The sequence below is a fragment of the Microbacterium sp. NPDC088619 genome, from assembly GCF_044752825.1.
GTDB lineage: Bacteria > Actinomycetota > Actinomycetes > Actinomycetales > Microbacteriaceae > Microbacterium.
Map to the genome: position 1 here is coordinate 339167 of NZ_JBIVLZ010000002.1, position 25008 is coordinate 364174.

The window sequence follows — 25008 nt, forward strand, 5'->3', positions numbered from 1 at the left end:
GTCTGGCGGCATCCGCGACGGCGGCTGCGTCAAAGGCGGTATTCAGGGAACTCCCCTACGATCTAGCGTATGCCTCAAAAGAATCGCACGGTGAAAGGTGCGCTCGGCGGAGTCCTTGGACTCGTCGGGCTGAGCACCGTCGCCGGTCTCCTCGTCGCGGCCAGCGTCACCCCGGTGCTCGCCATGACCGGTATCGCCGGGTCGCAGGCCCTCACCATCTTCGAGGACCTCCCCGAGAACCTCCAGGTCGGCGCCCCGATGCAGCAGTCGACGATCTACGTGACAGGTCTCGACGGCAACCCCGTCGCGATGGCGTCGTTCTACGAGCAGAAGCGCATCCCAGTCGCCTACGACCAGGTCGCGCCCGTGATGTACGACGCGATCCTCTCGAGCGAGGACAAGAACTTCTACACTCACGGCGGAATCAACCTCGGCGCGACGATCAAGGCCGCGGTCGGGAACGTCGCCGGCACGACCGATCGAGGCGCCTCCACGATCACCCAGCAGTACGTGAAGAACGTCCAGGTGCAGGAATGCGAACAGGACGTCGATCCTGGGGCCGAGGACTACTCGAAGCAGATCGAGCAGTGCTTCCTCGATGCGGCAGTCGCGAAGGGCGGCGAGGGCGTCGAGCGCAAGCTGCAGGAGATGCGCTACGCGTTGAAGATCGAGAAGGAGTACTCGAAGAACGAGATCCTTCTCGGCTACCTCAACATCGCCAACTTCGGCGGCACCATCTACGGCATCGAGGCCGCAGCGAACCGCTACTTCTCGACCACCGCGGCGAACCTCAGCCTCGCTCAGGCGGCCACGATCGCCGGCATGGTCCAGGAGCCCAACAGGTTCCGCATCGACCGCCCGGGCGGGATCTGGACCGATGACGCCGGAGTGGCGCACAACGGAGACGCCGACGGGTACAAGGACACGAAGGACCGCAGGGACTACGTCCTCGACCGCATGCTGCTCGACGCCAAGATCACGCAGGCTGCGCATGATGAGGCCGTGGCCACGCCGATCACTCCGCTGCTGAGCGAGCCCCAGCAGGGTTGCGGCGCCGCAGGCGACAACGCCTACTTCTGCCAGTACGTGAAGGCCGTCATCGAGAACGACGAGGCCTTCGGCGCCACCGAGGAGGAGCGTCGCTCGAACCTCCGCCGCGGCGGCATGGAGATCTACACCTCGCTCGACCTGCGAGTGCAGCAGACCGCGATCGACGCGGTGAGGTCGCAGGTTCCGCAGGCGATGCCCGGGATCCTCGTCGGCGGCGCCGGGGTGTCGGTCGAGGCGTCCACCGGCCGCATCCTCGCCATGGCGCAGAACACCGTCTTCAACGAGACGACCGAAGCCAACCTGGCCGCCGGTGAGACCTCGCAGGTCTTCGCCGCCGACAAGGCTCACGGCGGCTCGACCTACGGGTTCGAGACCGGATCGACGTACAAGCTGTTCACGCTTCTGAGCTGGCTGGAGTCTGGCCACTCGGTCAACCAGGTGCTCGACGGCCGCCTCAAGACATTCAGTCCTTTCACGAAGTGCGGGGACCGCGTGACGAACAGCGCCAAGATCAACAACTTCGGCAACTCCGGCGGTTCGGTGGGCAGTGTGCGGCAGTTCACCGCGCAGTCGCTGAACACCGGTTTCCTCGCGATGGCCCAGCAGCTCGACCTCTGCGACATCAACGAGGTCGCCAAGAGACTCGGCGTCCACTACGGCAACGGCGATGACATCACGGTCGGCGGCACCGTCGCCAACACTGCCCCGAACGATCCGTTCCCCACCGTCCTCGGCTCGAAGAGCGTGGCCCCGCTGCAGATGGCCGGCGCCTACGCGACAGTCGCGAACGGCGGCGTCTACTGCGAGCCGCGGGTGATCGACCGGGTCGTCGGTGAGAACGGCGAGGAGATCACGCCTCCCGCGCAGAACTGCTCCCAGCAGCTCACCCCCGAGGTGGCCGCCACCGCCGCATTCGCACTGCGCGGCGTGATGGAGGGCAACGGCACGGGAACACGGGCGAACCCGAGCGATGGTACCCAGCTCATCGGCAAGACCGGTACCGCCGAGAAGGAACACACGATGCTCGTCGAATCGAGCACCAGGGTCACGACCGCTGTGTGGGTGGGAAACATCGACGGCCGCGTGCCGCTGAACGACTTCCGCAACGGCGAGGGGACTCGACTGGGCGACATCCGCTATGGTCTCGCCCGGGCCATCCAGGGAGCCGCGAACGCCGCGTACCCCGCTGGCGACTTCCCCCGGCCCGACGACAAACTGGTCCGCCAGGTGTTGACGGACGTTCCCGATGTCGTGGGCAAGTCAGTCGGAGAGGCAAGCTCCCTCATCGACGCAGCAGGCTTCACCGCGGCCGTCGGCCCGGCCGTCGACGGCCCCGCCGGTGACATCGTCATGGCTCAGGATCCGTCCGGGCAGGCCCCGAGCGGTGCGACCATCACGATCTCTCCGAGCAACGGTCAGGGGGCGACCGTGCCGGACATCACCGGGCAGTCGAAGTCCGAAGCGCAGAGTGCCCTGTTCGGTGCAGGGTTCTCGTCGATCGCCTTCGACGGATCGTGCAACGGGCAGAACGCCACAGTGACGTCGACCGACCCGGCAGCGAACACGGCGACCACCAAGAGCACGTCCATCAAGGTCAGCTGCAAGTGACGTCTCGCCATGCGGCGCATCCGGCCCTCATCGCGCTCGGCGCGGTGGGGGCCGCTGGTGCTGCGGCAGCCGTCTGGGGCATCGGCATCGAGCGCTACCTGTTCACCGTGCGGGAGGCGACGGCATCCGCGCTCGCGCCCGGCTCAGCCCCGCTGCGCGTGCTGCACATCTCGGACGCGCACATGGCTCCGTGGCAGCACCGCAAACAGGACTGGCTCGCATCGCTCGCGCAGCTGAAACCCGATCTCATCATCAACACGGGCGACAACCTCGGGCATCGGGACGGCCTCGCGGGCATCCGCCGAGCCTTCGAGCCTCTTGCGGGAATCCCGGGTGTCTTCGTGCACGGCTCGAACGACGTGATCGGCCCGTCGCCGCGGAATCCGATCCGGTACTTCGCCGGCCCGTCGCAGCGACCCCGAGAGCTGAACTTCCTCGACACGGACGCGATGGACGCCTACTTCACCGACGAACTCGGATGGACGAGTCTGAACAACGCCGCTGCGCGACTCACGGTCGCCGGCAACCCGCTCGACCTCTTCGGGGTGAGCGATGCGCACTGCGACTGGGATCGCCTTGAAGATCTGCCGGGTGCCATCGAGGCCCTCGGACCACGGAACGCCGACACGACCGTGCTCGGCGTCACCCACGCGCCGTATCAGCGGGTGCTGAACGGCTTCGTCGACCTCGGCGCCGATGCGGTCTTCGGAGGCCATACGCACGGCGGTCAGGTCTGTCTGCCGGGCTTCGGCGCTCTCGTCGCGAACTGCGACATCCCTCTGAAGCAGGCGAAGGGCCTCAGCACGTGGACTCAGGGAGACCGTACGGTCCCCCTCAACGTCAGCGCCGGGTGTGGACACTCGATCTACGCACCGGTGCGCTTCGCGTGCCGACCCGAGGCGACGCTGCTCACGCTGACGGCGCGCGGCTGACTCCTCGATTCGGTGCTGAGAGCATTTCGCTGTAGACTCGGAGGGTTGCAAAACGGGGTGTGGCGCAGCTTGGTAGCGCGCTTCGTTCGGGACGAAGAGGTCGCAGGTTCAAATCCTGTCACCCCGACAAGTAACACCGGAAGGCCGTCCTCACGGGCGGCCTTCTCTGTATCCGCTCCGAGGTGAAAGGCACGCTGTGAGCCGCCTACTCCCTCCCCCGCGCCGACTGACCCGCGGTATCGCACTCGCTCTCGGCATCCCGTTCTTCGTCGGCCTGGCGCTGCTCACACTCACGCCGGAGCGCGTCGAGCGGTCGCTGCCGAACCTGCTCGACCTCGTGCTGTCGGCGGCGCACCGCCTGGGGTGGGAGTCTCTCGACTTCACCCGCCTGGAGGTCATCGCCAACGTGCTCGTGTTCGTGCCCATCGGCATCCTCGCGTTCCTCCTCGTGCCGCGCCGCATGTGGCCGCTGGCGATCGTGCTCGGACCGGCTCTGTCACTCTCGATCGAGGTGGTCCAGCGCCTCGTGCTGCCCCATCGGGCAGCCACCCTCACCGACGTGGTCGCGAACTCCGGCGGCGCACTGATCGGAGTCGCCCTCGCGATCGCCGGCACGCTGCTCTTCGCACCGCGCTTCTCTCAGCAACGCCCGTCTACCCTGGAGGCATCATGACCGCGCCTGCACTCGTCGCCTTCGATCTCGACGACACTCTCGCCCCGTCGAAGGAGCCCATCGATGCTCGCATGGCCGCGCTGCTGCTCGCGCTACTGCAGAGGGTCGATGTCGCGATCATCTCGGGTGGCAACGAGACCCAGTTCCGCGCACAGGTGATCGCCCGGCTCGGAAGCATCGACGACGAGTCGGCCGCGCGACTGCACCTGCTCCCGACCTGCGGCACCCGGTACCTGCGGCACGACGGCACCGACTTCTCGCCGCTCTACGCGCACGACCTCAGCGCGGAGCAGAAGTCGGATGCCTTCGCCGCCCTGCGCGAAGAGGCGGAGCGCCTGGGGCTCTGGGAGGCGCAGCCCTGGGGCGAGATCCTCGAGGACCGCGGATCTCAGATCACCTTCTCGGCGCTCGGGCAGAAGGCCCCACGAGACGCGAAGCACGACTGGGACCCGTCCGGTGCGAAGCGCGAGGCTCTGCGAGACGCCGTGGCCGTGCGACTGCCCGACCTCGAGGTGCGATCCGGAGGCTCGACCTCGATCGACATCACCCTGGCCGGCATCGACAAGGCCTTCGGGATGAAGCAGCTCGCCGAGCACACGAGCATCCCGCTCACCTCCATGCTCTTCTACGGCGACCGGCTCGATGAGGGCGGCAATGACTACCCCGTCCTCGCGATCGGTGTGCCCTCCGTGGCCGTGGAGGGTTGGGAAGACACCGCCGACAAGCTCGACGCACTCCTCCTGACTCTCTGACACCAGAAAGAGCCGCCGCACCACCGCACCGGAGTTCTAGCATGTCGGTATGGAACCGCTGCTGATCGTCGTCCTGACCGCGGCCGTCGCGAGCGCGGCATGCTGGCTGCTCTCGCTCGCGACCCGCGATACCTCCTGGGTCGACCGCGCATGGTCGATCGTGCCCGTCGTGTACCTCTGGATCTTCGCCGGATCGATGATCGCGAGCGGCGGGGATGCGGGCCGCCTGGTGCTCATGGCATCTCTCGTGACCGCATGGGGTGTGCGGCTGACCTTCAACTTCGCTCGCAAAGGCGGATACACCGGCTTGGAGGACTACCGGTGGGCGATCCTTCGGGGCCGGATGAAGCCCTGGCAGTTCCAGATCTTCAATCTGCTGTTCATCGTCGGGTACCAGATGACGCTGCTCGTGCTGATCACCCTCCCCGCCGAGATCGCACTGCAGAACCCCGCCCCGCTGAACGCGTGGGACCTCGTCTTCGCCGCTCTCTTCCTCGTGCTGCTCGTCGGGGAGACGCTCGCCGACCGCGAGCAGTGGGAGTTCCACCGGCGAAAGAAGCAGGCCGGCGGCTCGTTGCCCCCGGGCTTCGCCACGGAAGGGCTGTTCCGCTACAGCCGACACCCCAACTTCTTCTTCGAGCAGAGCCAGTGGTGGGTCCTCTACGCGATCGGGGCGAGCGCCGCCGTGGCGTCGGGAGCCGGGTTGCTCGGCGGCGCGATCAACTGGACGATCATCGGCCCGTTCCTGCTCAGCATCCTGTTCGTCGGGTCGACGATCTTCACCGAGTCGATCACCGCACAGAAGTACCCGGCCTACGCCGAGTACCGCCGTAGGACGTCGATGCTCATCCCCTGGCCGCCGCGGGCGCGGCCTGTCGCAGCGCCCGCGGCGTGACCGAAGGCCCCGTCAGAGGACCACTGCCTCCGTCGCGGGGCGGGAGACCGGCACGAGGCGCGTGAGCTGGGTGACGTGCGACGGTTCGAGCTCGGCGAGCGAGGCGACACCGAGGAGCCGCATGGTGCGCTCGATCTCGGTGCGAAGGATCTCGATCGCGCGGTCGACGCCGGCCCGTCCACCCGCCATGAGGCCGTAGAGGTAGGCGCGGCCGATCAGGGTGAAGTCCGCGCCGAGCGCCACGGCCGCCACGATGTCCGCCCCGTTCATGATCCCGGTGTCGACCATGACCGTGAAGTCGTCGCCCACAGCCCTGCGGACCTCGGGGAGAAGGTGGAACGGGATGGGCGCGCGGTCGAGCTGACGCCCACCGTGGTTGGACAGCACGATGCCGTCGACGCCGGCGTCGCGCAGCCGCAGCGAGTCCTCGACGTTCTGCACTCCCTTGATCACGATCTTCCCGGGCCAGATGTCGCGGATCACGGCGAGATCGTCGTAGCTGATCGTCGGGTCCATGGCGGCGTCGAGCAGCTCGCCGACGGTGCCCCCGGTGGTGCTCAGCGACGCGAACTCGAGCTTGGGCGTCGTGAGGAAGTCGTACCACCACCACGGACGAGGGATCGCGTTGATGATGGTGCCGAGAGTGAGCTGCGGCGGGATGCTGAAGCCGTTGCGCTTGTCTCGCAGGCGCGCGCCCGCCACCGGTGTGTCGACCGTGAACTGCAGGGTGTCGAAGCCCGCTGCCGCCGCACGTCGGGTGAGCTCGTAGGAGATCTCGCGATCGCGCATGACGTAGAGCTGGAACCAGTTGCGCCCCTGCGGGTTGGCGGCCTTCACGCCCTCGATCGACGTCGTGCCGAGGGTCGACAGCGTGAACGGGATGCCGGCGGCGGCGGCGGCGCCCGCACCGGCGACCTCGCCCTCGGTCTGCATGAGGCGGGTGAACCCGGTCGGGGCGATGCCGAACGGCAGCGCCGACGGGCCGCCGAGGATGTCGACCGAGGTGTCGACCGAAGGGGCCGGCCGGAGGATGCCGGGGTGGAACTCCACATCCTGGAACGCCTGCCGGGCACGCGTGAGCGACAGCTCGCCCTCGGCCGCGCCGTCGGTGTAGTCGAAGGCGGCCTTCGGCGTGCGGCGCTTCGCGATCGTGCGCAGGTCGTCGATCGTGAGCGCCGAATCGAGACGACGCTTCTTGCCGTTGAACTCGGGCTTCTTGAACTTCATCAGATCGAGAAGCTCTGCGGGGTTGGGGACCTGGCGCTGGACCATGTCATTCCTCTCAGTCGGTGGGTCGGGCGCTGCGGGTCAGCCCCGCCGCGGTGTAATAGCCGGTGATGTGCGCTCGGACGAGCGCCTGGGCCGTCGCGGCGTCGCCTGCGGCGATGGCCTCGACGATTGCTCGGTGCTCTGCGCGGAGCAGGTCTGCCATCGCATCCCAGTCGTCGATCGCGGCCGCACCCTGCTGCACATACGACTCGATCGCTGTGCGCAGCCCTGCCATGATCGCTGCGACGACGGTGTTGCCGCTCGACTCCGCGAGTGCGAGGTGCAGCTGAGCGTCGAGGGCGAGAAACTCGGCGGGCGTGAGAGAGTCGGCATCCATCGCCTCGAGCACTCGGTGCGCCGCAGAGAGATCGGGGGCGACCTGACCGGCCAGCGCTGCGGCTACGGCATCTTCGAGCAGCAGTCGCGTCTGCACCACGTCCGCGAGCGGGAACCCCTGGGCCGCCACCTGGAGACGCAGCAACGTCGACATGCCGCCGGTCGGCGTGGCGATCACGATCGCTCCCGACTGTGGCCCTGAGCCGGCTGATGTGCGGATCAGACCCATCACCTCGAGCACGCGCAGAGCCTCGCGCACGCTGGAGCGGCCGACGCCGAGGTCTGCGGCGAGATCCCGTTCGGAGGCGAGGCGGTCGCCAGGGCCGATCCGACCGTCGAGAAGGTCTCGCTCGACGTGCTCGAGCACGAGGCGCCAAGCGCGCGCAGGCTGCTCCGGCATCCGCTCTCCTCGTCGTTCGCGTTCGGCTGCGTCATCGGCGCGCCGCGTGTGGTCTGACCACAGTAGCGCGTGTGGTCAGACCACGCAATCCGTGCACGCCGAGACACCGCCCGAAGGCGAAAGCAGGATGCGGGGCTCTCAGCCCAGGCGACCGCCGGATTCTTCGAGGTAGCACGCACCGCACAGCGACTCGTACGTGGTGATCTCGGGTGCCGCCGATCCGTCTGCGCCCTCGTCGATGGCCACCTGATCGCCGTCGAAGACGAAGCGCCCGCCGATCACCCGGCCGTTGAAGACGGCCTTTCGTCCGCACCGGCAGATGGTCTTCAGCTCTTCGAGCGAATGCGCGATGGCGAGCAGCCGTGCGGAACCGGGAAACGCATGTGTGAGGAAGTCGTTGCGGATCCCGTAGGCGATCACGGGGATGCCGTCTTCGATCGCGATGCGGAAGAGGTCGTCGACCTGCTCAGCGGTCAGGAACTGCGCCTCATCGATCAGAAGGCACGCGACGTCGAGCGCTCCGCCGGCGAGGTGCTCCCCCGCAGCCGCGCTGCGCACGGCCTCTCGCTGCTCTCCGAACAGCACACGAGCGTCGGCATCCGGGGCGATGAGGAAATCGACCTCTCGGGTGACCCCGAGACGGCTCGCGATCTCAGACGCGCCCTTGGTGTCGATCGCCGGCTTCGCGAGCAGCACGTGCTGACCGCGCTCCTCGTAGTTGTACGCGGCCTGGAGCAGCGAGGTGGACTTGCCCGAGTTCATCGCCCCGTAGCGGAAATAGAGCTTCGCCACCGGCGCGCTACTCGTTGATGCCGAGTACGGCCGCCGTCGCCGCGGTGGACTTCGCCGCCAGCTCGGGATCCTTGTTCAGCTGCTCGCCGAACGTGGGGATGAGCTCACGCAGCTCGGACTCCCAACCGGGGTACTCGTCGGGAAAGCACTTCTTGAGCAGATCGAGCATGATCGGCACGGCGGTGGAGGCGCCGGGTGACGCGCCGAGCAGACCGGCGATCGAGCCGTCGGCCGCAGACACCACCTCGGTGCCGAACTGCAGGATGCCGCCCTTCTTGGGATCCTTCTTCATGACCTGGGCGCGCTGACCTGCATCGATGAGGGTCCAGTCCTCGTCCTTCGCGGTCGGCATGAACGTGCGCAGGCTGTCGACCTTCTTGGCGTGGTTCTTCAGCAGTTCGCCGACGAGGTACGTGATGAGGTCGGGGTTCGCGAAGGCGACGCGCAGCATCGGCCACAGGTTGTGCGTGCGCACCTGCGACACGATGTCGAGCATCGAGCCGTTCTTGAGGAACTTGGGGCTGAACGTCGCGAACGGGCCGAACATCAGCGAGGCCTCGCCGTCGACCACGCGCGTGTCGAGGTGCGGCACGGACATGGGCGGAGCGCCCACAGAGGCCTGCGAGTACACCTTGGCCTTGTGCTGCGAGACGATCTTCGGGTTCGAGGTCTTGAGGAACTGGCCGCCGATCGGGAAGACGCCGTAGCCCTTGATCTCGGGGATGCCAGAGCGCTGCAGCAGCTTCAGCGCCCAGCCGCCGGCGCCCACGAACACGAAGCGCGCCTTGACCTGGTTCGGGGTGCGCCCGATGGTCGTGCGGTAGGTGATGAGCCAGGTGCCGTCCTTCTGCTTCTTCAGGCTCTTGACCTCGTGGTTGGTGCGCAGCTCGACGCCCGACGCGGTGAGGTGGTCGAAGAGCTGATGCGTGAGCGCACCGAAGTCGACGTCGGTGCCCGCCGGCACACGGGTGGCGGCGAACGGCTCTCCCTTGCGTCGCTGCTGCATGAGCAGCGGCGCCCACTTGTTGATGACACGCGAGTCCTCGCTGTACTCGATGCCGTCGAACAGGGGCTGCTTCTTCAGCACCTCGTAGCGGTCCTTGAGGTACTTGACATCCTTCTCACCGCGGACGAACGTCATGTGCGGGGTCGCGTTGATGAAGGTCGATGGAGCATCGAGCACTCCCCTGTCGACCAGCGACGACCAGAACTGGCGGCTCTGCTGGAACTGCTCGTTGATCGAGACGGCCTTCGCCGGGTCGAGCGGAGCGCCCTTCTGCTGCGGCATGTAGTTCAGCTCGCAGAGCGCTGCGTGCCCGGTGCCCGCATTGTTCCAGGGGTTCGACGACTCCTGAGCCACATCGGAGAGTCGCTCGAAGGCGACGATCTTCCAATCCGGCTGCAATTCGTGCAGCAGGGTACCCAGGGTGGCGCTCATGATGCCACCACCGATCAAGACGACATCGACGGTTTCGGTCACCAGGACAGTCTAGTTCGCGGGCACAGCACAACTGACCAACGGGGCCGGTCTCGTCAGACCGGATCCGCATGGCGGGGATGCCGTCAGGCTATGGCGACCAGGCGCTCGGCGAGGATCTCGGCGATCTGCACGGCGTTGAGCGCCGCTCCCTTGCGCAGGTTGTCGTTGCTGATGAACAGCACGAGGCCCTTGTTCTCGGGGGCGGACTGGTCGGCGCGGATGCGGCCGACGAAACTCGGGTCCTTGCCCGCGGCCTGCAGCGGGGTGGGCACCTCGTCGAGCACGACGCCCGGCGCCGCGGAGAGCACCTCGGCGGCGCGCTCGGGAGTGATGTCCCTGGCGAACTCGACGTTGATCGAGAGCGAGTGCCCCGTGAAGACCGGCACGCGCACGCAGGTGCCCGCGACGCGCAGATCGGGAAGCTCGAGGATCTTGCGGCTCTCGTTGCGCAGCTTCTTCTCTTCGTCGGTCTCGTTCTGGCCGTCGTCGACGAGGTTGCCCGCGAACGGGATGACGTCGAAGGCGATCGGAGCGACGTACTTCTCGGGCTCGGGGAAGTCGATCGATGACCCGTCGTGAACGAGACGCAGCGTGTCTCCCTGGGCGAGCACGCCTTCGACCTGGCCGAGCAGTTCCTGCGCTCCGGCGAGGCCGGAACCCGAGACGGCCTGGTAGGTCGAGACGATGAGGCGCTCGAGGCCCGCTTCGGCATCCAGCGCCTTCAGCGCCGGCATCGCGGCCATCGTCGTGCAGTTCGGGTTCGCGATGATGCCGCGCGGGCGGTCATCGATCGCATGCGGGTTGACCTCGCTGACGACGAGCGGCACCTCGGGGTCGTTGCGCCACGCACTGGAGTTGTCGACCACGACGGCCCCGGCCTCGGCGAAACGAGGAGCGTAGGCGCGGCTGGCGGTCGCGCCGGCCGAGAAGAGGGCGATGTCGATGCCCCCGGCATCCGCGGTCTCGACGTCCTCGACGATGACCGTCGCTCCGCCGAACTCGATCGCCGTGCCTGCAGAGCGCGAAGACGAGAACAGGCGCAGCTCGCGGATCGGGAAGGATCGCTCGATGAGAATCTCGCGCATCACGGTGCCCACCTGGCCGGTGGCGCCAACGATGGCGACGGAGAGTCCTGAGTCGGAGATGCGGGTCATGATGTTCCTTGGCGTCGTGCAGTGCTGCATGCGAGGCTTCGGGCGCGACGTCGGGGTGCGGATGCCGCGCCTGGCGCCGATGTCAGGGTTTCGGTGAGTCTATCGTGTCGGCCGATGCTCGAGGACCGGGCCTCGACGTCGACCCGTTCGAGGGGAGGCCGTCCGTCTGGCTGGAGGATTCCCGCCCGGCGGTCGGCATCCGGTCGGACCGTCAGCCAGGCGGGGAGACCCCAGCCGTTCGTGTCGAGGTCAGCGGCCGGTGCCGGCGTGGACGGTCGCCTCGGCGTCGCCGTCGAGTCCATACGCGGTGTGCACGGTGCGGGCGGCCTCGGCGAGGTCGGTGTCGCGGAGCACGACCGAGATGCGGATCTCGGACGTCGAGATCATCTCGATGTTGATGCCGCCGGCCGAGAGCGCCTCGAACAGCACCGCCGAGACCCCGGAGTGCGTGCGCATTCCGGCGCCCACGACCGAGAGCTTGCCGATCTGGTCGTCGTGCACGAGGTTCTGGAAGCCGACCTCGGTCTGCTCTCCCGCGAGTGCCTTGAGCGCCGCAGCGGAGTCGGCCTTGGGAACCGTGAAGGAGATGTCGGTGCGACCGGTGGCCGACACGTTCTGCACGATCATGTCGACGTTCGCGCCGGACCTGGCGACGATCTTGAAGATCTCCGCGGCCTTGCCCGGAACGTCGGGCACACCGGCGACAGTGATCTTGGCCTGGCCGAAATCGGTGGCGACACCGGCGACGATCGGTTCTTCCATGGCTTCTGCTCCCTCGGCTTCGCGAGGGTTCTTCATGCCCTCGCCCAGAACGTATGTGCCTTCGGACGACGAAAACGTCGAACGGGCGTGGATCAGGACGCCGTGACGGCGTGCGTACTCGACGGCGCGGATGTAGAGCACCTTGGCGCCGTTGGCGGCGAGCTCGAGCATCTCCTCGCTGCCGATGTGGTCGAGCTTCTGCGCCTTCGGGATGACGCGGGGATCAGCCGTGAAGATGCCGTCGACGTCGCTGTAGATCTCGCAGACATCGGCATCGAGCGCCGCAGCCAACGCGACGGCCGTCGTGTCGGAGCCGCCACGACCGAGTGTGGTGATGTCGCGGGTGTCGCGGTTGAAACCCTGGAACCCGGCGACGATGACGATCGCACCCTCGTCGAGGGCCTCACGCAGACGCACGGGCGTGACGTCGACGATGCGCGCCGCTCCGTGCTGGGAGTCGGTGATCATTCCGGCCTGGCTGCCGGTGAACGAACGCGCCTCGAACCCCATCGAGTGGATCGCCATGGCGAGCAGCGCCATCGAGATGCGCTCACCGCTGGAGAGGAGCATGTCGAGCTCGCGTGGAGCGGGGATCGGCGCGACCTCGTTGGCGAGGTCGAGCAGCTCGTCGGTCGTGTCGCCCATCGCGCTCACGGCGACGACGACGTCGTGCCCTGCGCGACGCGTGTCGACGATGCGCTTGGCGACGCGCTTGATGCTCTCTGCGTCGGCGACGGAAGAGCCGCCGTACTTCTGCACGATGAGGGCCACGTTCACTCCCTGGGATGTCGGGCGGATCCGCCCACCCTCATTCTACGAGCGGCGCATATGCGCTTCTTCGCATGTGACGCTCTCGCGTGGAGGTCGGCTCCGGGCGGGACGACTCGGACCCGGTGACGGACGCGCCGGTCACCGGTGCCACTCCGGGGCGCGGCGCCCACGGCATCCGAAGTCGTGCTCGGCCAGGAAGGGGGTGTCAGGGAGCAGGCGGGAGCGGTGCGGGGACCAGGTCGGAGGCAGTCGATGCCGGTGGGCGCAGGCGCCCGCCGGTGGCGGCGAACCAGCACCCGGCGATGATGAGAGGGAACCCGATGAGCAGCCCTGGCGTCAGGGGCTCGGCGAGCACGAGCGCGCCGAGGATGATCGCCACGACCGGGTTGACGTAGGTGAACAGCGGCGCGCGCACCGGGCCGACCTCGCGGATGAGCGCGAAGAACGCCAGGAACGCGACGGCGGTGCAGATGACGGCCAGCGCCAGAAGCGCGAAGATCGAGGGAAGTGTCGGCATCTGGTGCTGTGTGAGCAGGCCGATGGGCAGATAGATCACGCCGATCATGAGCAGCGACAGCGTGATGGTGCCGAGCGACGGGACATCGTTCAGCTTGCGCGCGACGATGAAGGGGGCGATCGCATAGAGGATGGCGACCAGCAGCACCTCGCCGGCGGCGAGCAGACTGACCTCGCCTCCGAAGAGTCCTGGGCCGGCGACGACGATCGCGACACCGATGAAGCCTATGAGAAGTCCGATCCCGCGCGTCGGACGCAGGACGCTCCGGTCTCCTCCGCCCAGGGCTATGAGGGCGGCGAACAGCGGCACGGTGGCGACGAGCAGGCCGGTCATGCCTGAGGGCAGGGTCATCTCGGCGTGGCCCAGCAGCACGAACGGGCCGGCCATCTCGACGAGCCCGAAGGCGAGGACCCAGGGCCAGTGCTTCCACGCCGCTCTCAGCGCGCCGCCTCGGAGTGCGAACGGCAGGAGCAGGAGAGCCGCGATGAGGGTGCGCCCCGCGACGATGGCCGGTGGTGAGAGCGACTCGACCGCGATGCTGATGAACAGGTAGGGCACGCCCCACAGCAGCGCCATGGCCCCGAAGAGCAGCCAGCCGCGTCGCGTGAAGCCGCCCTGTGTGTTCACAGCACTCGTCGGCCCTCGAACGCGCGCCCGAGGGTGACCTCGTCGGCGTATTCGAGGTCGCCGCCGACCGGAAGGCCGGAGGCGAGGCGGGACACGGTGATCTGCATGGTGGTGAGCAGACGGCTGAGATAGCTGGCCGTCGCCTCGCCCTCGAGGTTGGGGTTCGTCGCGAGGATGACCTCCTGCACCGTGGCGTCGGCGAGACGGGTCATCAGCTGCGCGATGCGCAGGTCGTCTGGACCGATGCCGGCGATCGGGCTGATCGCCCCGCCGAGCACATGGTAGAGACCACGGAACTCCCGGGTGCGTTCGATCGCGGCGACGTCCTTCGCGTCTTCGACGACGCAGATGAGAGCAGGATTGCGTCTGGGGTCGCGGCAGATCGCGCAGCGCTCCTGCTCTGACACGTTGCCGCAGATCTCGCAGAAGCGCACCCGCACCCGAACCTCGACGAGCAGCTCGGCGAGCCGTGCGACGTCGAACGTCGGTGTCTGCAGGATGTGGAATGCGATGCGCTGCGCGGACTTGGGGCCGATTCCGGGAAGCCGGCCGAACTCGTCGATCAGCTCCTGAACGATTCCGTCATACATCAGGAGAACCTCGTCGGGGGCTCGTAGGGCTCTTCGCGAACGAACGTCGCGCCGAGCACCTGGCGGATCACGGCCTCGCCGTAGCGCTGGACTCCCCCTGCGGGGGCGCGCTCGGTGATGACCGGGGCTGCTGCGGCAGAAGCCACCTTGCGCGCCGGGGCTGCCTGCACGGGCGTCGACCGCGCGGATGCGGAGGGGGCGGCCTGTGCGCGAGCGGCCGTCGGTGCGGCCTGCGACGTCGGTGCAGGCTCGTAGGACGGGTCGTAGGGCGGCTCGTCGTCGAAATACGGCGGCTCGTCGTCGAGAGGAGGAGGCGGCTGGTCTCCCCCGTCGGTCCGATCATCTCTCGGAGTCGAGGGCGTCTGTATCGGCGCATCGGCAGGGGCCGTCGTCGGCAGGCTCGTCACCGCGGCCGGCACCGCGGTGGACACAGGGGCCGGCACCGCGACAGTCACCGGGGCGGGCGCCGCGACCTCGGATGCCGGAATCGATGCCACCGCCCACTCCGTCACCGGTGCCGCGGGGGCGCCACCCGTCTGAGGACGCGTGGTCCGAGCAGTCGGCGTCTCAGCGCGCGACGTCTGTGCACCTGATGACTGAGCGCGCTGTGAACCCGCTGACGCAGGCTCCGATGCGGGCGCGTCGTCTGACGGGCGCGCCGCAGAGGGCGACGAGGGCTGGCGAGGCGCGCCGCCCGCGGGCATCGGGGCAGGCAGGTACTTGACCCGCACGCCGAGTTCCTGCTCGATCGCTCCGCGAAGATGATCGGACGGACCGGAGCCCGGCGTCGTCCCCTTGAACTTCGCCACGTCGTGCTGGCTGGCGAACCCGAGGGTCAGCACCTCCGTCTCGGTGACGAACGCGAGCGGCTGCACGGCGGTGGCCAGCAGCCAGGACGTGCGGCTGACGCTCTCGAGCCGCTTGAGCACGGCCGGCCAAGCCGCCGTGATGTGCTCGAACGCGACCGGACCCGAGGGCGCGGCGCCGTCGGAGGCCGGTGCGGTGGGCGGCGTGCTCGACGTCGCGTCGTCGGATGCCTCGGGCGCGGCATCCGCCGCCGCGGGGGCTTCGACCTCGACCGGCCCGGCGTGAGCCGTCTCGGCGTCGACGTTCTCGGCCGCGGCGACGGGCGCAGCTGCCTCAGCGGCCTGGGTGGCAGCGGCGGCCGGAACGGCCGCAGCGGGTTGAGTGGCCGCAGCGGGCGGAGCGGCAGAGGGCTGAGGCGCAGCCGACGCAGGACCCGTCGCGCGAGCGGGCGCTGCGGACCCGACCTGCGCCGACGGGGCGACAGCATCCGCTCCCGCTGCGAGCACTCGAGCGACCATCAGCTCGAGGTGCAGTCGGGGAGACGTCGCGCCCGACATGTCGTCGAGAGCGGCGCTCACGATGTCGGCTGTGCGCGACAGCCGAGCGGAACCGAAGGACTCTGCCTGAGTGCGCATGCGAGCGAGCTCGTCGGCCGCGATGCCGCGGAGCACGGAGGACGCCCCGGCTCCGACGGCAGCGATCACGATGAGGTCGCGCAGGCGTTCGAGCAGGTCGTCGACGAACCGGCGCGGATCCTGGCCGGTCTGCACGACGCGGTCGATGGCGGGGAACGCCGAAGCGGCGTCGGCGGCGGCGAGCGCATCGACGATCTCATCGAGCAGCGCCGCGTGCGTGTAGCCGAGCAGCGCCACCGCACGCTCGTACGCGACGGTCACGGTCTCCGATCCTGCGGGAGAATCCGAACCGGCGATCAGCTGGTCGAGAAGCGAGAGGGTGTCACGCGGCGACCCGCCTCCGGCACGGACGACGAGCGGCAGGACGCCGCGCTCGGCGACCACGCCCTCCTCGACGCAGAGCTTCTCGACGTACTCGAGCATCGCGGCCGGCGGGACCAGACGGAACGGGTAGTGATGCGTGCGCGAGCGGATCGTGCCGAGCACCTTCTCGGGCTCGGTCGTCGCGAAGATGAACTTGACGTGCTCGGGCGGCTCTTCGACGAGTTTGAGGAGGGCGTTGAACCCCTGCGGCGTCACCATGTGCGCCTCGTCGAGGATGAAGATCTTGTAGCGATCGCGGCTGGGGGCGAACGTCGCCCGCTCGCGCAGGTCTCGGGCGTCGTCGACGCCGTTGTGACTGGCCGCATCGATCTCGACGACATCGAGCGAACCTCCGCCGGCGCGCGACAGCTCGACGCAGCTCGGGCACGTGCCGCAGGGCACATCGGTCGGACCCTCCGCGCAGTTGAGGCAGCGGGCGAGGATGCGGGCAGACGTCGTCTTTCCGCACCCGCGGGGCCCGGAGAACAGATATGCGTGGCCGACACGGTCGCCTCGGAGAGCTGTCATCAGGGGTTCGGTCACCTGGGACTGCCCGATCATCTCGCCGAACGACTCGGGGCGGTAGCGGCGGTAGAGGGCTGTGGTCACCAGAACAGCCTACGGCGTGCCACGGACGTTCCGGCAGACGGGCGCCGTCGATCGGGCGGGTGATCCCCGACGCGCCGTCCTGACCGTCGAGGGGTGCGGAGAAATCACGACGACACGGCCTCGAAGACGCCGCCCACGACCTCGACGACCCCACCGGTCGCATCGACGAGCTCGCCGACCGCGGTCACGAGATGCACGACGCCGCCCACCAGCTCGATCACCTCGATCACGGCCCCCGCCACCTCCATGGCGCCGTCGATGCCCTCGGCGACGCGCAGCTCGCGCGACTCGGTCTGCAGGGCAGCTGTCCATGATCGCTCGAGACCGAAGAGCACGGCGTAGGGCAGCAGCCGTTCGTTCAGCAGGAATCTCTGCAGTCGTGCGTTCGACGCCTCAGGCGATACGTCCGCCCTCAGATCCGCTCCCTCGGTGGATTGCGAGAACCGCAGCGGCTCCGCCTCCGCGAGGGCGATGTACTCGCGCATGCCGGCGAGGTGGGCGCGCATCGGCTGCGCAGCCGAACGGAATCGGCGCCAGGGCCTCGGTGCGACCACGATGGCGGCGATCGCGACGACCAGGCCGGCGACCAGCACCACGTAGAGCGCAGCGCCCGGTTCGCTCACCGACCAGGCGGCGACCAGCAGGAGGAGACAGACGCCGATCACCAGCACCGCGGCGACGCGGATCAGGAACGTGGCCCATCCGCGGCGCCCTCGACCGATGAGGCCCGCCGACGCGAGCCGCTTCTCGGCCTCATCGATGACGCCGTGCACTCGGCGGTGCAGCGCCCGAGCATCCGAGCTGAAGCGCCGCACGCGCCCCGGCGTGTGATCCGGGCCGAAGAGCGCCTCGAGGACGCTGAGCTCCTCGGGGGTGAACGTCGCTCCCTCGACGATCTCCAAGCCGACCGGCGCTCGCTTGCGCGACCCGCCCTGCCTCGCCGCGTCGGCATCGACCAGCAGCCGCACCTTGCGACGCACGGCCAGGTCGATCAGCGCGGCGGCGACCGCCTTTCGATCCGCGTTCAGCAGCAGTGCGTCGTACAGCACGGTCGCGCCCTCAGCCGGGGCGAACCGCGCCCCGGGGGAGGCGACGCGCTGCACCGATCGCGCCCGCTCGACGACGGCGAGCGCGAGAAGGAGCAGCGCGGGCGCGAGCCCGAACAGCGCTGCGGTGATCAGCACACTCAGTCGATCGTTTCGATGATGGGGATCGCGGTCGTGATCACGGGAACGGATGCCGACAGGCGCGTGCCGTCTTCGCGAAGAGCGTCCGCGAACTGCCGCAGCGACGGGCGCCCCGGGATCAGCGGTCCCTGATCGGCGAGCGGCACGACGACCTCCTGCTCGGCCGTGGCGATGTACGCGGCATCGCGCACAGTGAACGCCACCGGGTCTCCGGTGAGCACGCGGACGCGCAGCTCGCCCGTCGTGAGTGTGATCTGCAGCTCAGACCCCTGCCACTGCAGCGGGTACGACAGCGACGGCCAGTCGGCGGGCAGCCGCGGATCGAAGCTGAGCTCGCCGGCGTAGTCGCGCATGCCGCCGAAGCCGCACACCAGAGCCGTCCACACGCCGCCGGCGGACGCGACGTGCACGCCGTCGGCAGCGTTGTGGTGCAGGTCGTGCAGGTCGACGAACAGCGACTGCCGGAAGTACTGCAGAGCCAGATCCTGGTACCCGACCTCGGCGGCGAGGATCGACTGCACCACGGCCGACAGCGTCGAGTCGCCTGTCGTCAGCGGGTCGTAGTAGTCGAAGTCCGCCTTCTTCTCCTCCGGCGTGAAGTGGTTTCCCTGCAGGAACAGCGCGAGCACGACATCCGCCTGCTTGAGCACCTGGAACCGGTAGATGACGAGCGGGTGGAAGTGCAGCAGCAGCGGCCGCTGCTCCTTCGGCGTGTGGGCCAGATCCCAGACCTCGCGCTCGAGGAACAGCGAATCCTGCGGATGGATGCCCAGGCTCTCGCTGAACGGGATGAACATCGCGTCGGCGGCGCGCTCCCATCCCTCGGCCTCGCCCTCGGCGAGGCCGGTGCGCTCGACGACCCTGGCGAACTCCTCGCCGTTGGCCTCCTGCGCCTCCCGCACGACCCTCGCCGCGTAGCGGAGGTTGTAGCGCGCCATGACGTTCGTGTACAGGTTGTCGTTGACGACGGTCGTGTACTCGTCTGGCCCGGTCACGCCGTGGATGTGGAAGGTCTCGACGCCGTCGTCGTCCCTCGTGTCGGCGACGAGCCGCGAGGTGCGCCAGAAGCCGAGCGTGGCCCACAGGCGAGCCGTCTCGATGGCGATATCGATTCCCTCACGTCGCAGGAAGTCGTCGTCACCGGTCGCCCGCACGTACTTGCCGAGCGCGAAGCTGACGTCGGCGTTGATGTGGTACTGAGCGGTGCCGGCCGCGTAATAGGCCGACGCCTCTTCACCGTTGATCGTGCGCCAGGGGAACAGTGCGCCCGCTTCATTGAGCTGCGCGGCCCGGCGACGAGCCGCCGGGAGCATGAGAGCTCGCGCGCGAAGCGCGTTGCGCGCCCACTGCGGCGACGTGTACGTGAGGAACGGGAGCACATAGATCTCGGTGTCCCAGAAGTAATGGCCGCTGTACCCGGACCCCGAGACGCCCTTCGCGGGCACTCCCGTGCCGTCGGCGCGCGCCGAGGCCTGAGCGAGCTGCAGCAGGCACCAGCGGGTCGCCTGCTGGATGTCGTCGTGCCCGCCGATCTGCACGTCGCTGCGGCCCCAGAACGCGGCGAGCCATTCGGCCTGTCGGTCGAACTGCGCCTGGACGCCCTCGAACGCGACACGGTCGAGGGACCGACGGCACCGGTCGACCAGCTCGCGGGCCGGCACGCCTCGGGAGGTGTGGTAGCTGACGAGCTTGGTGACCGTGATGGGCACCCCGGCCTTCGCCTGCACTCGGAACACGTTCTTCGAGATGTCGGCCTCGATCAGCGTGCGCGACGTGTAGTCGTTCTCCGTCTCGATGATGTGATCGGCGACGACGGCGACCGTCATGCCGGAATCGGCGACGCTGTACGACAGCGCGGAGCGCAATCCGTCCTGCCAGTACTCCCCCGGCTCGAGCACGCGCTCGGCGATCTTCTCCGCCTTGCGCGGATCGAATCCGCCCTTCGCCTGGTTGGGGGTGCCGGCGTACACGCCGGCGCCGTCCTGGCGGTTGATCATCTGGCAGCTGACGGTGACCGGGGCGTCGGCGTTCTCCACGACGACCTCGAGACGGAGCACTGCGAGGTGGCGCTCCTCGAAGCTGACGATCCGCTCGTCGCGCATCCGCACGCGCTTGCCCGACGGCGTCTCCCACACCACGGTGCGCTCGAGCACGCCGGTGCGCATGTCGAGGGTGCGTCGGTACTCGCGCACGTCGGCCTCGTCGAACGAGATCGGCTCGTCGTCGACGTACACCCGCATGACCTTGGCATCCGGGGCGTTGACGATCGTCTGCCCGACCTCGGCGAAGCCGTACGCCTGCTCAGCGTGCCTGATCGGCCACGTCTCGTGCAGACCGTTGATGAAGGTGCCGTGCTCGTGGGCGCCTCGGCCCTCGATGTGGTTGCCCCGGAGCCCGAGGTAGCCGTTGCCGACGGCGAAGAGGGTCTCGGCCACTCCGTCTTCGGAGTATCGCGTCTCGATGAGTCGCCAGGGGTCCACGGGGAAGCGGTCGCGGTCGATCATGCGGTCTCCTCGTCGTCTGAGCGGGTGTCCTGGTCGGCGGAGTCTGAATCGGAGTTCGCGACCTCTTCAGCGGCGTGAACGAACACGTCGAGGTCGCTGACGACGACGGTCGCACCCGCAGCGCGCAGCGCATCCGCTCCGGTGCCTCGATCGACGCCGACGACGACCGCGAACCCTGCGGCGGCGGCGGAGGCCGCGCCCGAGGTGGCATCCTCGACGGCGATGCTGCGGGCGGGATCGACGCCCAGCGCCACAGCACCGGCGGCGAACATGTCGGCGGCGGGCTTGGAGGCGAGGTCGTCGCGTTCTGCGACGACACCGTCGACCACGACGCGGAAGAACGAGCGGAGGCCGGCCGCGGCGAGCACCTCCTCCGCGTTCTTGGAACTCGAGACGACACCGATCGGGATGCCGGCGGCGGACAGCTTCTCGACGAGCGCGAGCGAGCCGGGGAACGGGGCGATGCCCTCGCCCCGCAGCGACTCGGCGAAAGCGGCGTTCTTGCGATTGCCGATGCCGCAGATGGTCTCGGCCTCGGGCGGGTCATCGACCGCTCCCCATGGGATCTCGACGTTGCGGCTGCGCAGCAGGCTCGCCACGCCGTCATAGCGCTTCTTGCCGTCGACATAGTCGAAGTAGTCGGCATCCGAGTACGGAGGCGTGATGCCCCAGCGTTCGAACACGTCGTCGAACACGACCTTCCAGGCGCGCATGTGCACCTCGGCGGTCGGCGTCAGCACCCCGTCGAGGTCGAACAGGACGCCTTCGGCGCGGAGCGGATCGGGCAGGGCTTCGGGCACAGGAGCCTCCAGGAGAAGGACGAGGGGTTCCGGCACCTCTCCGTGCCACTGTGCAAGCGTAGTGCGGCTCGGCACCGGGCGGTAACCCCCGAGGTGTGTCGATCAGAGCAGACGGGAGGTCTGTCTGGCGATCTCGAGCTCTTCGTTCGTCGGCACGACGAGCACCGCGACTCGTGAGGCGTCGGTGGAGATGCGACGGATGCCGCGCTGCCGCTCGACATTGCGCCCGTGATCGATCTCGACCCCGGCGAAGCCGAGCGTGGCCATCGCCTCTGCGCGCACCGCGGCGGCGTTCTCGCCGACCCCTGCGGTGAAGGAGATCACGTCGACCCCGCCGAGCTGCGCGATGTACGACCCCGCGTAGGCGCGCAGCCTGTGGATGTAGACGTCGAACGCCAGCGTCGCCGCCGCATCTCCGGCGTCTCTGCCTGCCAGGATGTCGCGCATGTCGCTGCGCCCGGCGAGTCCCTTCAGACCGCTGCGCGTGTTCAGGAGCGCGTCGAGATCGTCGATCGAGTATCCGGCCCTCCGCGACAGATGCACCAGCGCCGCCGGGTCGAGGTCACCCGAACGGGTTCCCATCACGAGCCCTTCCAGCGGCGTCAGTCCCATCGAGGTCTCGACCGACCGGCCACCCTCGATCGCGGTCACCGATGCACCGTTGCCGAGGTGGAAGACGAGCTGCCGCAGCGTGCCGAGGTCGCGTCCGAGGAACGCGGCCGCCGACTCGCTGACGAACTGATGGCTCGTGCCGTGGAATCCGTACCGGCGCACCCGGTGCTCGGCGGCGAGCTCGGCGTCGATCGCGTAGGTGTAGGCGGCCGGAGGCAGGGTCTGATGGAATGCCGTGTCGAACACCGCCACGTGCGGGACGCCCGAGAACACCGCCTTCGCCGCGACGATCCCGGCCAGGTTCGCGGGGTTGTGCAGCGGGGCGAGGACCGCGAGCTCCTCGATCTGCTCCTCGACGTTCTGAGTGACGAGGGTCGGCGCATAGAACCGGGCCCCTCCGTGCACCACGCGGTGGCCGACGGCGACGGGAGGATGCTCGTCGAGAAGCGGGCCGTGCTCGGCGAACTGCTCGAGCATCACCGTGAAGGCGGCGCCGTGGTCGGCGACGGGGCGCTCGGAGTCGTAGGAGGCATCGAGCATCGTCACGACGGCATCCGCGGTGGTGTCAGGACGGACCGTGTGCCGGATCGCGCTGAGTTCCTGCCCGATCCGCTCGATGAGCCCCGCGGCGAGCTCGTTCTCGTTCTCGATGTCGATCAGGCTGTATTTGAGCGACGAGGATCCGCTGTTGATGACGAGGATGGCGCTCATGCGGTCGCTCCTTCGGACTGCGCCTGGATGGCCGTGATCGCCACGGTGTTGACGATGTCGTCGACCAGCGCGCCGCGTGACAGGTCGTTGATCGGCTTGTTGAGTCCCTGCAGCACCGGACCGATCGCGACCGCACCCGCCGAGCGCTGCACGGCCTTGTAGGTGTTGTTGCCGGTGTTGAGATCCGGGAACACGAAGACGGTGGCCCGGCCGGCCACCGCGGAGTCGGGCAGCTTCGCCTTGGCCACCGCGGCGTCAGCGGCGGCGTCGTACTGGATGGGTCCCTCGACGAGCAGCTCCGGTGCGCGCTCGTGCACGAGGGCGGTCGCTGCTCGGACCTTGTCGACGTCGGCGCCGGATCCCGACTCCCCCGTCGAGTACGAGAGCATCGCGATGCGGGGTTCGATGCCGAACTGCTGCGCGGTCGCCGCCGAGGAGATCGCGATGTCGGCCAGCTGCTCGCTCGTCGGATCCGGGATCACCGCGCAGTCGCCGTAGACGAGCACTCGATCGGCGAGCGCCATGAGGAACACGCTCGAGACGACGTTCACGCCCGGCTTCGTCTTGATGATCTCGAAGGACGGACGGATGGTGTGCGCCGTCGTGTGCGCGGCACCCGAGACCATGCCGTCGGCGAGGCCGAGGTGCACCATCATCGTTCCGAAGTACGAGACGTCGGTGACGGTGTCGGCCGCCTGCGCCAGCGTGGTGCCCTTGTGCGCCCGCAGTCGCGCATACTCCGCCGCGAAGCGCTCGACCATCTCGGGATCGGTCGGGCTGATGACCTGCGCGGCCGTGATGTCGACTCCCAGCTCGACCGCTCGGGACCGGATCGCCGACTCGTCGCCGAGGATCGTGAGGTCTGCGACCTCGCGCGCCAGCAGCGTGGCGGCCGCGCGGAGGATGCGATCATCATCCCCCTCGGGCAGCACGATGCGTCGACGGTCGGAGCGCGCGCGCTCGATGAGTCCGTATTCGAACATCAGCGGCGTCACGACGCGCGACTCGGCGAGGCCCAGCTGGGTGGTGAGCTCGGCGATGTCGACATGAGTCTGGAACAGCCCGAGCGCACGGTCGTAGCGGCCACGGGACTCGGGCGAGATGCGACCCCGCGCTCCCATCACGCGCACCGCGGTGTCGTAGGTGCCCAGGTCCGTCGCGATGATCGGCACCGTCGAGGTGAAGCCGTCGAGCAGCTGCACGATCGGCTCGGGAAGCGGGAAGGGGCCGTTCAGGATGATGCCGGCGACGCGGGGGAACGTGCCGGACGCATCGGCGAGCAGCGTCGCGAGAAGCACCTCGGTGCGGTCGGCGGGGATCACCACCACCGATTCCTCGGTCAGCCGCGGCAGCACATTGACCATCGACATGCCGGCGACGACGATCGTCAGCGCCTCCCGCGCCAGGCGATCGGGATCGCCCTTGATGAGGCGCCCGTCGACCGCGGTGAGGATGCCGTCGATCGACGGTGCGACGAGCGTGCGGTCCTCCGGGATCGCCCACACCGGGGTGGTCTTCTGGGGCCGCACCGCAGCCACCGCGGCCTCGATGTCGCCCAGCGCCTCGGGGTCGGCGCGGTTCACGACCACCGCGAAGAGCTCAGCGCGCTCGACGTCGAGCTCGGAGAGAGCGAGAGCGCCGATCTGCCCGACGGCCGAGGCCGTGCGGGCGGTGGTGGTGCCCAGCTGCTCGGCCTGACGCTGCTGGTCGCGACCGCTCAGCACGAGGAGCACCGGTGCCGCCAGATTGGCGGCGATCCGAGCGTTGTATCCGAGCTCTGCAGGGCTGGCGACATCGGTGTAGTCGCTGCCGATGATGACCACGGCGTCGCACTGGGCCTCGACGGCCTTGAACCGGGCGACGATCGTCGACAGCGCCCGGTCGGGATCGTCGCGCACATCGTCGTAGGTCACGCCGATGCAGTCCTCGTAGTCGAGGTGCACGCCGTCGTGCGCGAGCAGCAGTTCGAGCACGTCGTCGCGCTCGGTGACCGACCGCGCTATCGGCCGGAAGACGCCGACCCTGGGCGTGACGCGCATGAGCGCATCGAGCACGCCGAGTGCGATGGTCGATTTACCGGTATGGCCTTCGGCCGAGGTGATGTAGATGCTCTGCGCCACAGTCCCACCCTAGGTGCACGACCCCATGATCTCGCTGGGTTGACAGCCGTGC

19 protein-coding genes and 1 tRNA gene are annotated in these 25008 nt (G+C 68.6%); 6 read left to right on the forward strand and 14 right to left on the reverse strand.

The genetic code is table 11. The features are described 5' to 3' along the window. Positions 1 to 69 precede the first annotated feature (69 nt). The 6 genes from ACIP5T_RS16225 to ACIP5T_RS16250 all read left to right on the forward strand — a co-directional run bounded on the left by ACIP5T_RS16225 (position 70) and on the right by ACIP5T_RS16250 (position 5910). Positions 70 to 2658, forward strand: coding sequence for a transglycosylase domain-containing protein (locus ACIP5T_RS16225; protein ID WP_400865683.1), 2589 nt, complete (start codon positions 70 to 72; stop codon positions 2656 to 2658). Next, positions 2655 to 3590: a metallophosphoesterase gene (locus ACIP5T_RS16230; RefSeq protein ID WP_400865686.1), complete on the forward strand. Its 936-nt coding sequence runs from the start codon at positions 2655 to 2657 to the stop codon at positions 3588 to 3590. The genes ACIP5T_RS16225 and ACIP5T_RS16230 overlap by 4 nt, the downstream gene beginning before the upstream one ends. A gap of 53 nt (positions 3591 to 3643) precedes the next feature. Then, positions 3644 to 3717: transfer RNA gene (locus ACIP5T_RS16235), tRNA-Pro, on the forward strand. Between the two features lie 69 nt (positions 3718 to 3786). After that, positions 3787 to 4263: a VanZ family protein gene (locus ACIP5T_RS16240; protein WP_400865689.1), complete on the forward strand. Its 477-nt coding sequence runs from the start codon at positions 3787 to 3789 to the stop codon at positions 4261 to 4263. Next, a complete protein-coding gene (locus tag ACIP5T_RS16245; protein WP_400865691.1) occupies positions 4260 to 5015 on the forward strand; it encodes an HAD-IIB family hydrolase in 756 nt (251 codons plus the stop codon). Before ACIP5T_RS16240 ends, ACIP5T_RS16245 begins: the two co-directional genes overlap by 4 nt. 49 nt (positions 5016 to 5064) lie before the next feature. Then, positions 5065 to 5910 (forward strand): DUF1295 domain-containing protein, encoded by an 846-nt coding sequence (locus tag ACIP5T_RS16250; RefSeq protein WP_400865694.1) that lies wholly within the window; start codon positions 5065 to 5067, stop codon positions 5908 to 5910. A gap of 12 nt (positions 5911 to 5922) precedes the next feature. Here the strand turns inward: ACIP5T_RS16250 and ACIP5T_RS16255 are convergent, their stop codons facing one another. From ACIP5T_RS16255 to pta, 14 genes are all read right to left on the reverse strand, one after another. After that, positions 5923 to 7182, reverse strand: coding sequence for an alpha-hydroxy-acid oxidizing protein (locus ACIP5T_RS16255; protein WP_400865697.1), 1260 nt, complete (start codon positions 7180 to 7182; stop codon positions 5923 to 5925). 10 nt (positions 7183 to 7192) lie between these two features. After that, positions 7193 to 7915, reverse strand: a complete 723-nt coding sequence (locus ACIP5T_RS16260) for a FadR/GntR family transcriptional regulator (RefSeq protein ID WP_400865700.1) — start codon at positions 7913 to 7915, stop codon at positions 7193 to 7195. 138 nt (positions 7916 to 8053) lie between these two features. Beyond that, positions 8054 to 8707 (reverse strand): thymidine kinase, encoded by a 654-nt coding sequence (locus ACIP5T_RS16265; RefSeq protein WP_400865702.1) that lies wholly within the window; start codon positions 8705 to 8707, stop codon positions 8054 to 8056. A 7-nt stretch (positions 8708 to 8714) separates the two neighbouring features. Then, positions 8715 to 10187: a malate:quinone oxidoreductase gene (locus tag ACIP5T_RS16270; RefSeq protein ID WP_400865705.1), complete on the reverse strand. Its 1473-nt coding sequence runs from the start codon at positions 10185 to 10187 to the stop codon at positions 8715 to 8717. 83 nt (positions 10188 to 10270) lie between these two features. Beyond that, complete coding sequence (locus ACIP5T_RS16275; protein WP_400865708.1) at positions 10271 to 11341, reverse strand: aspartate-semialdehyde dehydrogenase; 1071 nt, start codon at positions 11339 to 11341, stop codon at positions 10271 to 10273. Positions 11342 to 11590: 249 nt separating this feature from the next. Next, positions 11591 to 12874 carry an aspartate kinase gene (locus ACIP5T_RS16280; protein ID WP_400865711.1) on the reverse strand — a complete coding sequence of 428 codons (1284 nt, stop codon included), beginning with the start codon at positions 12872 to 12874 and terminating at the stop codon, positions 11591 to 11593. A gap of 205 nt (positions 12875 to 13079) precedes the next feature. Further along, positions 13080 to 14018: a DMT family transporter gene (locus tag ACIP5T_RS16285; RefSeq protein WP_400865714.1), complete on the reverse strand. Its 939-nt coding sequence runs from the start codon at positions 14016 to 14018 to the stop codon at positions 13080 to 13082. Continuing rightward, the gene (gene recR / locus ACIP5T_RS16290; protein WP_400865717.1) at positions 14015 to 14608 is read right to left on the reverse strand and encodes a recombination mediator RecR; all 594 of its coding nucleotides are present in this window, start codon (positions 14606 to 14608) and stop codon (positions 14015 to 14017) included. The genes ACIP5T_RS16285 and recR overlap by 4 nt, the downstream gene beginning before the upstream one ends. Continuing rightward, positions 14608 to 17022 (reverse strand): DNA polymerase III subunit gamma and tau, encoded by a 2415-nt coding sequence (locus tag ACIP5T_RS16295; protein WP_400865720.1) that lies wholly within the window; start codon positions 17020 to 17022, stop codon positions 14608 to 14610. The genes recR and ACIP5T_RS16295 overlap by 1 nt, the downstream gene beginning before the upstream one ends. A gap of 104 nt (positions 17023 to 17126) precedes the next feature. Beyond that, on the reverse strand, positions 17127 to 18206 hold the full coding sequence (locus tag ACIP5T_RS16300; RefSeq protein WP_400865723.1) for a DUF2207 family protein: 1080 nt from the start codon (positions 18204 to 18206) through the stop codon (positions 17127 to 17129). 2 nt (positions 18207 to 18208) lie between these two features. Then, positions 18209 to 20713 (reverse strand): glycoside hydrolase family 65 protein, encoded by a 2505-nt coding sequence (locus ACIP5T_RS16305; RefSeq protein ID WP_400865725.1) that lies wholly within the window; start codon positions 20711 to 20713, stop codon positions 18209 to 18211. Continuing rightward, positions 20710 to 21513 carry an HAD family hydrolase gene (locus ACIP5T_RS16310; RefSeq protein WP_400865728.1) on the reverse strand — a complete coding sequence of 268 codons (804 nt, stop codon included), beginning with the start codon at positions 21511 to 21513 and terminating at the stop codon, positions 20710 to 20712. The genes ACIP5T_RS16305 and ACIP5T_RS16310 overlap by 4 nt, the downstream gene beginning before the upstream one ends. A 102-nt stretch (positions 21514 to 21615) precedes the next feature. Further along, on the reverse strand, positions 21616 to 22836 hold the full coding sequence (locus tag ACIP5T_RS16315) for an acetate/propionate family kinase (RefSeq protein WP_400865731.1): 1221 nt from the start codon (positions 22834 to 22836) through the stop codon (positions 21616 to 21618). Further along, positions 22833 to 24956: a phosphate acetyltransferase gene (gene pta, locus ACIP5T_RS16320; RefSeq protein ID WP_400865734.1), complete on the reverse strand. Its 2124-nt coding sequence runs from the start codon at positions 24954 to 24956 to the stop codon at positions 22833 to 22835. Before pta ends, ACIP5T_RS16315 begins: the two co-directional genes overlap by 4 nt. Between the last annotated feature and the right edge of the window lie 52 nt (positions 24957 to 25008).

What these genes read in the sequence shown, in the direction of transcription:
- ACIP5T_RS16275 (WP_400865708.1), bottom strand. Translation starts at nt 11,341, where the DNA reads ATGACCCGCATCTCCGACTCAGGACTCTCCGTCGCCATCGTTGGCGCC.
- ACIP5T_RS16225 (WP_400865683.1), top strand. Translation starts at nt 70, where the DNA reads ATGCCTCAAAAGAATCGCACGGTGAAAGGTGCGCTCGGCGGAGTCCTT.
- recR (WP_400865717.1), bottom strand. Translation starts at nt 14,608, where the DNA reads ATGTATGACGGAATCGTTCAGGAGCTGATCGACGAGTTCGGCCGGCTT.
- ACIP5T_RS16305 (WP_400865725.1), bottom strand. Translation starts at nt 20,713, where the DNA reads ATGATCGACCGCGACCGCTTCCCCGTGGACCCCTGGCGACTCATCGAG.
- ACIP5T_RS16245 (WP_400865691.1), top strand. Translation starts at nt 4,260, where the DNA reads ATGACCGCGCCTGCACTCGTCGCCTTCGATCTCGACGACACTCTCGCC.
- ACIP5T_RS16250 (WP_400865694.1), top strand. Translation starts at nt 5,065, where the DNA reads ATGGAACCGCTGCTGATCGTCGTCCTGACCGCGGCCGTCGCGAGCGCG.
- ACIP5T_RS16315 (WP_400865731.1), bottom strand. Translation starts at nt 22,836, where the DNA reads ATGAGCGCCATCCTCGTCATCAACAGCGGATCCTCGTCGCTCAAATAC.
- ACIP5T_RS16255 (WP_400865697.1), bottom strand. Translation starts at nt 7,182, where the DNA reads ATGGTCCAGCGCCAGGTCCCCAACCCCGCAGAGCTTCTCGATCTGATG.
- ACIP5T_RS16260 (WP_400865700.1), bottom strand. Translation starts at nt 7,915, where the DNA reads ATGCCGGAGCAGCCTGCGCGCGCTTGGCGCCTCGTGCTCGAGCACGTC.